Origin of the sequence: Streptomyces sp. TG1A-8 (assembly GCF_030499535.1) — a bacterium.
Classification (GTDB): domain Bacteria; phylum Actinomycetota; class Actinomycetes; order Streptomycetales; family Streptomycetaceae; genus Streptomyces.
This window is the reverse complement of sequence record NZ_JASTLB010000001.1, coordinates 7,016,879-7,029,952: the sequence shown is the minus strand read 5'-3', so window position 1 is coordinate 7,029,952 and position 13,074 is coordinate 7,016,879. Positions and strand designations below refer to the sequence as shown.

The window sequence follows — 13,074 nt, the reverse complement described above, 5'->3', positions numbered from 1 at the left end:
TCACCATGGTCGATGGGCAGTGGCCACCTGGTCTTCGAAGGCACCGAGGGCGGCCCGGGCCAGCGAGGCGGGCGCCGGATCCAAACGCCGGCGTCCGGTCCTCACCCGGTCCGCCAGAGCGCGTGCAACAGGCGGCGAGGATCGAGAACCGGCGGTGCCCTGAGGGGTTCGGGAGCCGACCGCATGGAGCCACTCATAGACAGTCGATGGAGGACCGGATGGAACGGTGACGGGCTTCACCTTCGTCAGCCGACGTCGGCTCCCTGGTGGTCTGACAGCTCTGTGGAGAGCCGGGCCAGTACGGCCGCTGCGGCATTGCGGACGTGTGTCTCGCACGCCTCACGTGCGGCACCGGCATCACCGCACACGGCCGCGGCATCATAGATGGCCGCGAGTTCCCGGACAGTCTCCGGCCCTCGCCCCTCAGCCTGCATGGACAGCCCGCGCAGCATCTGCACGCGGGCGTGGATGCCGCGAAGGGTGGAATCGATGATCGGATTCCCCGCCCCGGCAGTGAGAATGTCGTAGAACTCGTCCTTCATCGCGAGCCGCCCACTCAAGCCGGCCTCCTGGTACGCGCGTGAGGACCGGCGCACCACCGCACCCACCTGCTCACGCTGTTCAGGGGTGGCCCGCTCGGCGAAAAGGGCCCCGGCCAGGTCCTCCAGCGCACATCGCACTTCGTAGAGCGCCTCGGCGTCAGAGGCCGTCAGTTCGGTGATGACCGGACCGCGGTTGGGCACCATGCTCACGAGCCCCTCGGCTTCCAACTGCCGCAGGACTTCGCGGGTCACCGTCCGGGAGACCTCGTACCGTGCGCACAGCCGCGCCTCGACCAGCCGCTCCCCGGGGTAGGAACTTCGCGGCGAGGATGCCTTGAGGGAACAGTTCCAGCACTTGGGCACGCAGTGGTGCGGCCGCACGCTGCACTCGTTGCCCTGCCATGCGACAGCCTCCCCAGGTAGCCGATTTCAACTACCGTACGGTAATACGGTGATGTGAAATCCGTCGGTCAGGAGTGACACTGTGGACGGGCGCCGACCTCGGCGGGCAGCCCACCTTCCCTTACCGCCGGGTCAGGTCGACACCCGTCGTCTTCGCCATGTATCGGGCGATCTCGGACTGATCCGGGTTCTCCCCGTCGAGATCGGCGAGCGCCGCTTGGCAGAACCGGACACAGGCCTGCGACACCTCCGGTGACAGGTCCAGTGACGTCGACAAGTCCAGGGCGGTGGTGATGTCCTTGACGGTCAGCGGGAGCGAGAACCCGACCTGGAACCGTCCGTCCAGCACCTCCGGCCCGATCTTGACCTCGGTCGACTGGTTGCGACCGGTGGACCGGTTGATGACGTCGAGCATGGTCCGAGGGTCCAAACCGAACTTTGCTCCTGCACTGAGCACTTCAAGCGCACCGACCAGACCGATAGCCGACAGCAGGTTGTTGAGCGCCTTCAAAGCGTGCGCGGACCCGGCCGGGCCGACATGCGTCACCGACGTACCCATCGCGCGCAGGAGCGGAAGGGCCTGCTCGTAGGCGTCGACCGGACCGCCCGCCATGATCGTCAGTTCTGCCGTCGCCGCTTTGCGTGGACCACCGGAGACCGGCGCGTCGACCATGCCCACCTCACGTTCCCGAAGTCGCTCGGCCAGCTGCTGAGTGACGCGGGGCGCCGAAGAACCCATGTCGATGACAAGCGTGCCCGGACGCAAGCGGCCGGCGAAGCTTTCGGGGTCCCCCGGATCACCAAGCACACGCTCGACGACCTTGCTGTTGGGGAGCATGAGGACCACGACGCTTGCGCCGACCCCGTCGTTGAGACTCGCCAATGCCGTCACGCCCTCGTTTCGGGCGGCGACGGCGATCGCCTCAGGGGCGGCGTCGTAGACCGCTACCGGCACAGATCGCGCGAGGTTGCGGACCATGGGCTGTCCCATCGTGCCCAAGCCGATGAAGGTAACTGCGTCCGTCATGTCTGCCCTGCTTTCTTTGTCTGCACTTGATCAAAGGAGACCCGGCCCGACCGAAGTCCCGGAAGGGGAGCGTCGGCGGGGACCCTTCAAGGGTCAATCGCAGCGTGGTCATGGGTACTGGTGACGCCGGGTTTCCGGAAGCGCGTCAAGCGCCCGAACCTCCGCGGAAAGCCTCCACAGTCGGCTTCAGACCCTCAGCGCCCACGACCTCACACCAGGCCTCGAAACCGGCCTGAAAAGCCACGACACCGGCTTCGGGAAGGCTGATCTCGATCGCTTCGAGGATCTCCTGCGGACTGACCCCCAAATCGAGCGCGACCTTGATACGGCTTTGAATGTGCCCCTTGGAAGCGCGCATCACCGTGAGGCTCACGATGAAGATGAGTTCCTTCGTCTTACGGTCCAGTGCACGCTGATTGAGATACGCGGCGCCCACGAGATCATTGGCAGCCTGCAGCACGGGGAAGTCATGCTTGGCCATCACCTTGTGGTAGTCGAGGACATAGCCTCGCTTACGCGCCATCTCGTCGATGTACTGCTGTGCGTCATCAACCGTAGCTATCAGCACTCCTTCAATCGGTTTCCAAATTATCGCAATACAGTATTACTTCATACTCTAGAGCTCCGGAACCAAGCGACGTGCGCCCCCTCGCCGGGGAATTTCCAGTGGTCAATCCCCGGACGACCTGAAGGGAACTGTGCAGCAGAGGTGGCCGACGTGTGCCGTCGGTGGAGTTGCCGCGTTCGAACCGAAGCCCGGGCAAGCCTCCCCCACGCAACTCCCGGGACCGGCCTCCACCGGCTCGGTCGTTCCCTGTCCCCGAATCCGGGAACGCACCTCTGGACCGGTCACGTACTGGTCATCAGTGTCAACTCTGTCGTGGAACCTTCATGTACTTGAGTGTCTGGTATTCCTCGATGCCTTCGAGACTCCCCTCGCGGCCGAGTCCGGACTGCTTGACGCCACCGAATGGGGCAGCCGCGTCCGAGACCACGCCCGTGTTGATGCCGACCATCCCGCACTGGAGCTTGCGTGCGACCCGCACCGCCCGTGCCGTGTCGCCTGAGATCACATAACCGGCAAGTCCCAGGAGGGTGTCATTGGCGAGGTCGACGGCCTCGTCTTCTGTACCGAAGGTGGAGATCGCCGCCACAGGACCGAAGATCTCGCTTTGCCACAGCTTCGAATCTCGGGGGACGTCGGTTACGACGGTCGGCGGATAGAAGGCACCGGGGCCTTCGGGAATCTGCCCTCCCGTGAGAACACGAGCACCGGAGTCCGCGGCGGCCTCGACGAGGCCGTGAATCTCCTGACGGGCCGCCACAGTGATCAGCGGACCCACGTCGCTGTCGGCGAGTGCGCCGTGTCCCAGCGTGAGCCCGGAGAAACGCTGTGCCAGCGCCTGCTCGAAGTCCGCAGCGATGCCCTCCTGGACGAGCAGACGGTTGGCCGCTGTACAGGCTTCGCCCATGTTGCGCAGTTTCGCCGCAACAGCGGCATCGACAGCCTGTTCGAGGTCGGCGTCGTCGAAAACGATGAAGGGGGCATCGCCGCCGAGCTCCATGGAGGTCCGCAGCACATTGTCCGCACCGGCCCTGAGCAGCGTGCGGCCCACTGACGTCGAACCGGTGAAAGACACCTTGCGCAGCCGGGAGTCGGCGAGCAACGGCGATGTCACGCCGGCCGCGTTGGTGGTGGTAACTACGTTGAGGACGCCAGGAGGAAGGCCCACTTCCTCAAAGATGCGGGTGAGGAGAAGGGTGGTGAGGGGTGTCAGGGCGGCGGGCTTCACCACCATTGTGCAACCGGCCGCGATTGCGGGACCGATCTTGCGGGTAGCCATCGCGAGCGGGAAGTTCCAAGGCGTGATCAGCAGACAGGGGCCCACGGGCTCGGGCTCCACCACGAGGTCGGCGAGCCCGTCTCGCGAAGTCTGCAGTCTCCCCGTGATCCGAGTGGCCTCTGTGGCGAACCACGACAGGAAGCTGGCTCCGTAGGCCACCTCAGCACGGGCTTCTGCGAGCGGCTTGCCCATCTCCAGCGTCATCAGCAGGGCGAAGTCGTCCTCACGTTGACGGACGATGTGCGCCGCCTCGGCCAGCAAGCGAGCCCTATCGCCGGGCGCGCTGCGGGCCCATTCGGCTTGTGCCTGCACCGCCGCATCGAGAGCGAGGCCGGCGTCGTCCACCGTGCCGTCGGAGACTTCGGCAATGCTTCCGCCGGTTGCCGGATCATAGACCGAGAAGTGCCGGCCGCTGCCGCCGTCGCGCCACCTCCCACCGATGTAAAGCCGGCGAAGGTCGGCGGGCAGGAGGTCTCTCACCAGAGCGGCACCGTCAAGAAGTGGGTCGCCGTCTGCTCTGTCCTCCTTGCGTGACAAAGCCTTGTTGCTCCCGGATGCCATGGGGAATTCTCCTCGGTGTAGGTGGGAATGGGAAGACGTTCACGATCTCCGCCGACCGGCCGAGCGGTGAGGGACGCAGTGGCTGTGGTCTGCTGCGTTCGAGGCGGGCGACCCGGCCGAAGCAGCCGGTGGTCACCGTGGGGTACTGGCTCCAGTACGGTGACCGGCGAAAGCAGGCAGCCACAGCCCCTGTTGTTCGTCAGGAAGCCAAGAGGCGAGCGCGGACGGGCTTGGATTGTGCGGCGTCCGCGATCGTGAGCGCCATGGCCAGCCCGGCGTCCCTGACGAACCGGTCGCCCTGCGGACCGCCGGCGGCAGCAGCGAAGGCGGCAGTGTGGTTCCCGGCTTCAGCCGGGAGACCATCGAAGGACAGCATGGGATGCAGCGCGGGGATCCGCAGCGAGACATTTCCCATGTCGGTCGAACCGAACATCTTGTCCGGGTAGTCCGGGAAGGTCCGGCCGATGGCCCGGGCGTTCTTCTCGAAGAGGGGGGCCAGGTCCTGGTCGTGGCGGAACTCTCGGTAGATGGACGGCAGCAAGCTGTACTCCACTGCCGTTCCGGTAGCCACGGCTCCGGCGTCGAAGCACAGTCGTACCCGCTCCCACACGTCGTCGACTTCGGCGATCGTGTCGCATCGGATCATGCAGTCGACCACGGCATGGTCCGCGATGACATTGACAGCCGCGCCGGCCTCCCTCACGACGTGATGCACCCTGATGCCGTCCTGCAGTTGCTGCCGCAGCAGTCCGATGGCGGTCTGGGCCAGCACCGTTGCGTCGGCGGCATTGAGCGCACTCCACGGTCGCGACGCGTGTCCTCCGCGACCCGTGTAGGTGACCCGCCAGGACCGCGAGGCGCGCAGATGGGGAGTGACAACGTCCTTCAACTGCGGGTGCACCATCATGGCCGCATGCGTCCGGTCGAAGACGCCCCGGTTCACCATGATTTCCTTACCGGTTCCGCTTTCCTCGGCTGGAGTGCCGAAGACCTGCACTGTCAGCCCCAGCTCATCGGCGAACGGGGCCAGCGCCAGTGCGGCACCCACGGCCGCCGCAGCGATGACGTTGTGGCCACAGCCGTGGCCGATATCGGGGAGCGCATCCATCTCCGCGCAAAGGCCGAACGCAAGGTCACCGGAGCCTGCAGACGCCACAAACGCTGTCGGCAGATCAGCTACGCCCTTATCCACTGTAAAGCCGCCGTTCGCCTCGAGGACCGAGATGATCGCCGAAGACGTCTGGTGCTCCTCGAAAGCCAGCTCAGGGGTGGCGTGGATGGTGTGCGAGAGGTCTGTGACCAGTTTCAGGTTCTTGTCGAATTCCTGCTTGATGCGCTCGTTGATATCCGTCATCGCCATACCTCTTTCAGTAGTCGAAGGATGTTGCCGCCAAGTACGGCACGGATGTCGCTGTCGCTGTACCCGTGCTCGACGAGCCAGCCGACGACATTACGGAAGTTCTCGCTCGGATTCTCCATACCGTCGACGTGAGAGACTCTTTCGTATTCAAGTTCTCCAGCGTCTATCATGGCTGCGAGTCCCAAGTTCACACTGGTTGCGTGGTGGAAGCCCACGTGATCGCCATAAAACGCATCAGGCCCAAAAGCGACGTGCTCGACACCCATCAGTTCGACCGCGTATTCGAAGTGGTCCATCACGGACTCAATCGTGTGTTTCGTATGGGCCTTGGAGATCGTGGTGTGCGGGGCTGCCTCGATGCCCAGCACTCCTCCGCGTTCGGCACACGCCTTGAGTACGTCGTCGGGTTTCATCCGCGGGGTGGGCCAAACCGCGCGAGCACCGGCATGCGTGATGGCGATCGGCTTGGACGACGCCTCAATCGCATCCATGGAGGTCTGGTCACTGGCATGAGAAACATCGATGAGGATGCCCAGGGCGTTCATGCGCTCCACAGCCCGACGACCGAACGTCGTCAAACCCGCGTCTCGGGGTTCCTTCTGGCCACTTCCAAGCGCGTTTGAGTCGGCATACACCAACCCCATCTGGCGGATTCCGAATCCGTAGAGAACGTCGATGCGGTCGAGTTCGTTCTCGATGGCCCCGGCGGATTCGGTACCCATAATGAAGGCGACGGCGCCGTTTCGTTTGGCATCGAGGATGTCCTTGACCGTCCGAGCCACCACCGCACTTTCCTGATGGGCCAGGTCGGCGAGACGCATGCCGAGCGTCGTGATCAGGTCGTCCCACTTCCAACCGGACGGCGTCATGGACCCTATGGCACCGAACAGGTTGTCGAAAACGGCTGTCAGACCCGCTCTCCGCAGCTCGGCGAAGGCCGTGAACTCACGCCTGGTCCGAAGATATGAGAAGGTCTCACCCGGTTCCGCAGGGAGCAGCTGCGGATGATCGTGAAAGCTGATGACCATATTCTCTGCGAGCAGCCGCTCGACCCGCTTGGCCTGCTCCTCGTCCAGGGCGGCAGCAAAGGTGCTTCGCCGATGCCGGGGATCACACAGTTCGATGGCTGGAAAATCCGCTCCGCGCTCCACATAGGGGAACGACTCGTAGTCGGACGGCCTGGCGACAGAACCGGGCACCTGCAGCAACCCCTCTCCGGTGTTCGTCACACGGCGATCTGACTGACACACTCCCACCGTGCTGCAATATAGCATGGCGTTCTACGATATGGCACGATACTTCAGTGTTGTCGCACCTGTGAGCAATCGTGATCGCTTATGAGACCCTCAGCGCCTCGGCGGTTGGTGATGTCACCTGGCGCCGTACAGTCCCATCGACGTCCACCGCGATTGCCTGGCCCAGCGCCCTCGAGGCTTCCGCGAAGCGGGCCAGGATCGATTGAGCCACTTCGGGTCGAGCGATGATCGGCTGACTGTCCGAGTCAAGCTCGATCGGCTCGACGCGCAGTTCGGGTGCCTCGTGCCCGTCCAGCTGCACATGGAACACCGCACTCTCGTACCACGGGCCCTTCAACAGTGCCGGCTGGTAAGGCGGCGCAGGGTGAGCGTCCTCCTTGGCGACCATCGAGTCCGGGCTCCAACCGTCACACCAGTCGAACACGAAGTTCCCCGTCGAATAGAGAATGAGCCCGTTCCCATAGAACTCCACGGGATGGAGACAGTGCGGGTGGCTGCCGATGATGAGGTCCGCGCCCGCGTCGATCAACCGCCGCGCCAGAGGCCGCTGGTACTGCGCCAGCGGGCCTTGGACATCCGGCAGATAGCAGAACGGCACGCCCCAGTGCAGGGCGACGGCCACGACGTCGTTGTGCTGCTTGGCCTCACGAATCAGGGCTTCCGCGACCTGGACGTCCGGCTCATGCGCGCTCGAGTGCACAAAGGGAGGCGTACCGGGTGTCTCATCCAGGAAGGTGCTGTCGAACTCGAAGTTCTGGCGCACACGGATCGCCCCGATTCCCGCCCGGTCCGCAGTGGCGTTGTAGCCCAGCGGAAGGGCCGAGCAGAAGCTGAAGAAGGCCAGCGTGCTGTCACCGACGGATACCACTCGGGGCCGAGTCGCTTCGGCAACCGACTCTCCGAACCCGGCATGGAGGACGCCAGCCGAGTCCAGCGCACGTACCGTGTCACGCATGCCATCGGCTCCAAAGTCCATGGCGTGGTTCATAGCCAGCGACACCAGATCGAAGCCGAGTTCCGCCAGTTCCGCTGCGCCGGTCGTTGGCGCCCGCATCGCAACGAGCTTTTCAGCTCGCTCACCGGACTCCGTGAGAGGTACTTCCAGATTGCCGATCGTCAGATCACCTGCCTTCAGGAGACCGAACGCCGAGTCGCCCGGTTCAGCCGGTTCCACCATCGGACGCCTCGGCAGGCCGGATACGACGACATCCCCCACGATGGTCAGATCCATGAAACCTCGTTCCACTATGCGATACAGTGTGCCACATCGTAGTTCAACCAGACTGCCGCGACAAGGGGTCTGTGCCGCCATGCGAGATGCCGATGCACCGGGTGGTACGCTCCTAGCCCAGGTCAGGCATTGGAAAGAGGCGGGGGAGACGTGACCGCGCAGGACAAGCCGAGCAACGGTATTCGCTCGATGAACAGCGTTCTCAGCACACTTCGCGTCCTCGAGGAAGTCGCCATGCGCCAGCCGATCGGCGTCTCGGAACTGGCACGCGCGACGCAGATACCGAAGAGTTCGGTCCAGCGGTGCCTGGTCACACTTCAGCAGGCTGGCTGGTTGAGGGTCGTCGACCGCGAGCATGCGCGGTGGGGCGTGACCATGAAGGCTCTCGCCATCGGGCTGCGAGGAGCCGGCGAGCAGGACCTTCGAGATCTGGCAGTGCCTGTCGTCAAACGCCTCGCCGCAGAGACTGACGAGACGGTTCAGCTCGGTCTGCGCGACGGAGAGGACTACGTCATCGTCGCGACACAGGACAGCACGCAAGTGGTCCGCGTGTTCCTCGAAGTCGGCACGCGCGTGCCTCTGCGGGCCACCTCGGCGGGCGTTGCGATCATGTCGCACCTTGAGCCTGCCGATGTGGATGAGCTGCTGAAACATGAGCTCCGGGAGTTCGCGCATGCTCCCGTGCCGAGTTCCGAAGAGATCCGCGAGGAGATCGAGCGGACCACCAGGCGCGGTTACGCCCTTAACGTGTCGGGCTGGTTTCGTCCGCACGTCGCTTCGATCGCCTCGGCCATCACTGACTCGACTGGACAACCCATTGCAGGACTCACTTTGTCCATTCCGCAGATGCGCTACGACAACGCACAGGAAGAGGCCCTGGCGCAGTTGGTCGTCGCAGCCGCAGACGAGATCAGCAAACTGATCTCCTCTTCCTGATCGGCAGCCCGGCTTCTTCCGCCCAAGCGGCGGGAAGGCCGTCCGCCCGGTCGGTCACTGTCCCGGAGCGCTTGTCCAGCCATCTCCCAACGGCCAGGAAGCACCCTCGCCGACGCGCCACTCAAGGAGTCAACGTAACACCGGGGCAACCCGGCCGCAGCCCGGTGGACGAGACCCCTGCTGGCCTCACCTACCGGGCTGCGAACCCCTACGCGGCCACGCCAGCGTTCCGCCACACGTAGTCCGCGACCTCGCCATGCGTGGCGTACCACACGTTCTCGTGAGCCTTCATATGCTCGACCAGCTCACGCAGCACGAGCATCCTGGAGCGATGCCCAATGATGTGCGGGTGGCAGACCAGCTGGAAGACCGCCCCGTCGGCATAGGCTGAATCAAACTCATCCTTCATGATCTCAACCCATGCACGAGGTGTCGTGTACGGCCGGTGCGGGCCGAACCGCGTCATCATAAAGTAGGGCGCGTCGTCACGGATCCATTCCATGGGCACTTCCACCAAGCCCGTGGACTGGCCGTTGGAGAGGATCTCGTAAGGCATGTCGTCGGCCATGAGTGACGAATCGTACTTGAACCCGAGGTCCTGGAGGATTTCGACAGTCGAGTCGGAGAAGTCGGCACTCGGCGTCCTGATTCCGATCGGCCGCTGGCCGACGAGGCTCTCCAACACATCGGCACTGCGGCGGGTGAGCTCGTACTCGTCTTCCCTGCTCAGCAGCGCGTTCCGCTCATGAATCCACCCGTGCGCACCGATCTCGTGGCCCGCTGCGGCGTAGGCCTTCACCTCCTGCGGATGCAGCAGTGCAGACACAGCAGGAATGAAGAAGGTGGCCGGGATCTGATGCTCGTCGAGAAGCCGCAGGATCCGGCGGGACCCGACTCGGGAGCCGAACTCGCCCCTGCCCATCGCGCCGGGCGAAGTATCCCCTTCCCGAAGCGACAGGGTCTCGTGGTCAGGGTCGAATGAGAGGGCCACGGCCATACGAGCACCGCCCGGCCACGCCCGGGGCGTCAGGTCACGCCCTGCGCGGACGCGCTCGGCGTATCCCCGCCATGTAGCTTCCTCCCACTGCCATGGTTCTTGTTCGATCGATGCCTCTGGTTTTGCACTCATCAGTCAAGTGTTCCCTTCTTGGCTCCCTCGGACATGGTCAGGATCGTGACCATGCCGATCAACGCCGAGGCGACAATGTAGATCCAAATCTTGTCCTGGTGTCCGATACTGGCCAGCCACGTGGTGAAATACGGGGCAGTACCGCCGAACAGCGCGACGGCCGACGCATAGGGAAGGCCTGTACCGGTAGTGCGTACTGCAGTGGGAAAGAGCTCGGCGTAAATGGCAGCTACATTCGCTGAGTTACCGACAAGCAGAACCACTCCGATCAGCTCCACCAGCAACAGCGTCCAGAAGCCGCCACTTTCGATCAAGCGGTAGGCCGGCCAGGCGTACAGCATGAAACCGATCAGGAAGGCAAGGAAAGTAGGCTTTCTTCCGAAGCGGTCGGACAGTAGGCCGCCGAGCGGGAGCAGCAACATGAAGAGGAAGACCGTGATGGAGTTCGCGAGGAGCGCCATGTCGAGATCCAGTCCGGTTGTGGTACTGGCATACCCCGGCATGCTGGTGATCCACAGGTAGTAGATGATCGCTCCGGGAACCGTGATCCCGATGACACGGAGCATGCTCATCTTGTGCTCCGCGAACAGCTTCGTGACCGGCTTGTGCGTCTTACCGGACAGGTCTGCGTCGTCAAAGTGCTGGCTCTCCTGCGTGCGAACCCGCAGCCACAGGACGACCAGGCCCATAGCGGCAGCAATCGCGAAAGCGATCCGCCATCCGAACGCGTGCATCTGCTGGTCGTTCAGAACCGACGTCACGGCAAGCGCGATCAGCGAAGCGAGCAGCATGCCGCCCGCCGTCGACACCTGCTGGAAGGACCCGGCGAATGCCCGCCTTCCCGGCGCCGCATTCTCGATGATGTATGACACGGAGCTCGGCCACTCTCCGCCGGCGGAGAACGCCTGCACCAACCTGGCCATCAGAAGCACCAGGGGCGAGAACACGCCGATCTGCTCATAGGTGGGACAGACAGCGATGGCGAGACCACCGACCGACATCAGGCTGATGGTCAAGCTGAGGGCCTTCTTGCGGCCGTACCGGTCGGCGTAGGCGCCCAGGACGAGACCGCCGAGCGGGCGCATGAAGAATCCCACGGCAAAGATGGCCAGAGTGGAGAGAAACGCAGTGGTGGGATCCCCTTTAGGAAAGAACTGACCCGCGAAGACCGGGGCGAGGGCAGCATAGATTCCCCAGTCCAGGTACTCGACGGCATTCCCCAGCGAGCCCGCGAAGATCGCCTTCTTCTGTTCGCGGGTCATCCTCGTAGAGGGCACGCGACTGTCGACGCATTCGACCACGACGGTGTGCTCTTCTGCTGACACGACTACTCCTTTGATCGGAGGGAGGGGGAGGTTTCCGTCAAGCCAGGACGCGGTCGGTTTCAGGTATACGCAGCGGCGAGGTGGACCAGACGGTGCCTGTGACAATGCCGACGGGAGAGGAGGGCGCTGTTGCGGGTGAGGCGCTTGTAAACACACCTTCGGCGCAGCGTCGGACCCCTATTGCGGCGGTTGATCGCGTCATATCGGCCGCCTGCGTCACAACGGATCCACGTCCGGCTCGCGTGGTGCCCCTCTCTCGACACCGGGCCGCGGGTTGGCACGGAGTATCGCGGTGCGGTACGCTGCATGTCAACCGTCCGCACTACCGGCCATACGTACGCTGCGAGAAAGCGAGTCCAGTTGTGTCCAGCACAGAGTTCGGGAGCCCGGAATCGACCCCGCTGCGGCTACGTGGAGTCATGATCCCCAACCGGCTGTGGATGTCCCCCATGGCGCAGTACGCCGCGGGCACCGACGGTAAGCCGACCGACTGGCACCTCGTGCACTACGGCGCGCGTGCGGTCGGCGGGGTCGGCCTGGTGATGGTGGAGTCCAACGCCGTCGGTCCGCTGCACCGGACCACCTCTGCGGATCTCGGCATCTGGAACGAGGACCAAGCTGCAGCGCACCGGCGCCTGACGACGTTCATAGCCGAACGTGGCGCGGTTCCGGCGGTCCAACTGCTGGCTGCGGGCAGGAAGGGATCCCACCAGGTTCCTTGGGAGGGCGAGGGGCAGAACGGCCCGGTGAGCGTGGCCGACGGCGGCTGGGACCTTATCGCACCGTCAGCTTCTCCGTTCGGTGACCTGAGCGTGCCCCGGGAAGCCACAGAAGCCGACATGGACGAGGTCGTCGAAGCCTTCGCCCAGGCGGCCAGGATGTCCCATCTCGCAGGGTACGAGGTGGTCGAGATCCACGCAGCACATGGATACCTTCTGCACCAGTTCCTCTCCCCTCTGGCCAATCACCGGACGGATGAGTACGGGGGAGCCTGCAGAACCGCATGCGGCTGCCGCTGCGCGTAGCCAGCGCCGTCCGCGAAGCCTTCCCGGACCAGAAGCCCGTCTTCGTCCGCATCACCGCCACGGACTGGGTTGAGGGTGGCATCACCATCGACGAGGCGACGACGTTCGCCAAGGAACTCGCGGCCGTGGGCATCGACCTCCTCGACGTCACATCCGGAGTGCTGGTGCGGGACCTGGCAGCCCGCCCGCCGGAGCGGGAAGGGGTCAATGTCGAGTTCGCGAACACTCTCAAGAAGGCATCAGGGCTCGCGGTCGCCCCGGTCGGACAGATTGCCGACCTGTCACTGGCCGGCAAGGTCCTGGCCAGTGGACATGTGGACGCTGTGCTGCTGGGGCGCGCCCTGCTGCGCGACCCGTATTTCGCCCTGCGCAACCGCTCCAGCGACCCGACGGCTTGGCCGACTCAGTACCACCGGGCGTTGTAACGTCCGATCTG

10 protein-coding genes and 1 pseudogene are annotated in these 13,074 nt (G+C 64.3%); 2 read left to right on the top strand and 9 right to left on the bottom strand.

Features of this window, described 5'->3' with window-relative positions:
- Nucleotides 1-245 precede the first annotated feature (245 nt).
- The 7 genes from QQY24_RS31420 to QQY24_RS31390 form a co-directional block, all read right to left on the bottom strand.
- Nucleotides 246-905 carry a GntR family transcriptional regulator gene (locus QQY24_RS31420; protein ID WP_301976414.1) on the bottom strand — a complete coding sequence of 220 codons (660 nt, stop codon included), beginning with the start codon at nucleotides 903-905 and terminating at the stop codon, nucleotides 246-248.
- 160 nt (nucleotides 906-1,065) lie between these two features.
- On the bottom strand, nucleotides 1,066-1,971 hold the full coding sequence (locus QQY24_RS31415) for an NAD(P)-dependent oxidoreductase (RefSeq protein ID WP_301976035.1): 906 nt from the start codon (nucleotides 1,969-1,971) through the stop codon (nucleotides 1,066-1,068).
- Nucleotides 1,972-2,116: 145 nt separating this feature from the next.
- Nucleotides 2,117-2,539, bottom strand: coding sequence for a carboxymuconolactone decarboxylase family protein (locus tag QQY24_RS31410; RefSeq protein WP_301976034.1), 423 nt, complete (start codon nucleotides 2,537-2,539; stop codon nucleotides 2,117-2,119).
- Nucleotides 2,540-2,840: 301 nt separating this feature from the next.
- Nucleotides 2,841-4,376 (bottom strand): NAD-dependent succinate-semialdehyde dehydrogenase, encoded by a 1,536-nt coding sequence (locus QQY24_RS31405; protein WP_301976033.1) that lies wholly within the window; start codon nucleotides 4,374-4,376, stop codon nucleotides 2,841-2,843.
- Nucleotides 4,377-4,575: 199 nt separating this feature from the next.
- The gene (locus QQY24_RS31400; RefSeq protein ID WP_301976031.1) at nucleotides 4,576-5,730 is read right to left on the bottom strand and encodes a M20 family metallopeptidase; all 1,155 of its coding nucleotides are present in this window, start codon (nucleotides 5,728-5,730) and stop codon (nucleotides 4,576-4,578) included.
- The gene (locus QQY24_RS31395) at nucleotides 5,727-6,965 is read right to left on the bottom strand and encodes a dipeptidase (protein ID WP_301976030.1); all 1,239 of its coding nucleotides are present in this window, start codon (nucleotides 6,963-6,965) and stop codon (nucleotides 5,727-5,729) included. The genes QQY24_RS31400 and QQY24_RS31395 overlap by 4 nt, the downstream gene beginning before the upstream one ends.
- Nucleotides 6,966-7,071: 106 nt before the next feature.
- Entirely contained in the window at nucleotides 7,072-8,223 is a 1,152-nt protein-coding gene (locus tag QQY24_RS31390; protein ID WP_301976029.1) for a CapA family protein, read from the bottom strand.
- A gap of 150 nt (nucleotides 8,224-8,373) precedes the next feature.
- Between QQY24_RS31390 and QQY24_RS31385 the strand changes: the two genes are divergently transcribed.
- Nucleotides 8,374-9,159 carry an IclR family transcriptional regulator gene (locus QQY24_RS31385; RefSeq protein ID WP_301976028.1) on the top strand — a complete coding sequence of 262 codons (786 nt, stop codon included), beginning with the start codon at nucleotides 8,374-8,376 and terminating at the stop codon, nucleotides 9,157-9,159.
- 208 nt (nucleotides 9,160-9,367) lie between these two features.
- Here the strand turns inward: QQY24_RS31385 and QQY24_RS31380 are convergent, their stop codons facing one another.
- Together QQY24_RS31380 and QQY24_RS31375 are read right to left on the bottom strand one after the other, a co-directional pair.
- Nucleotides 9,368-10,288, bottom strand: a complete 921-nt coding sequence (locus QQY24_RS31380) for a polysaccharide deacetylase (RefSeq protein ID WP_301976027.1) — start codon at nucleotides 10,286-10,288, stop codon at nucleotides 9,368-9,370.
- A complete protein-coding gene (locus tag QQY24_RS31375; RefSeq protein ID WP_301976026.1) occupies nucleotides 10,288-11,613 on the bottom strand; it encodes an MFS transporter in 1,326 nt (441 codons plus the stop codon). The genes QQY24_RS31380 and QQY24_RS31375 overlap by 1 nt, the downstream gene beginning before the upstream one ends.
- A 104-nt stretch (nucleotides 11,614-11,717) precedes the next feature.
- On the opposite strand from QQY24_RS31375, the pseudogene QQY24_RS34910 reads away from it, so the two are divergent.
- A pseudogene (locus QQY24_RS34910) lies at nucleotides 11,718-13,063 on the top strand (NADH:flavin oxidoreductase/NADH oxidase).
- Nucleotides 13,064-13,074: the final 11 nt, after the last annotated feature.

Bases quoted from the DNA above. Each gene is read 5' to 3' on its own strand.
- QQY24_RS31380 (WP_301976027.1), bottom strand. From the start codon at position 10,288: ATGAGTGCAAAACCAGAGGCATCGATCGAACAAGAACCATGGCAGTGG.
- QQY24_RS31415 (WP_301976035.1), bottom strand. From the start codon at position 1,971: ATGACGGACGCAGTTACCTTCATCGGCTTGGGCACGATGGGACAGCCC.
- QQY24_RS31405 (WP_301976033.1), bottom strand. From the start codon at position 4,376: ATGGCATCCGGGAGCAACAAGGCTTTGTCACGCAAGGAGGACAGAGCA.
- QQY24_RS31390 (WP_301976029.1), bottom strand. From the start codon at position 8,223: ATGGATCTGACCATCGTGGGGGATGTCGTCGTATCCGGCCTGCCGAGG.
- QQY24_RS31400 (WP_301976031.1), bottom strand. From the start codon at position 5,730: ATGACGGATATCAACGAGCGCATCAAGCAGGAATTCGACAAGAACCTG.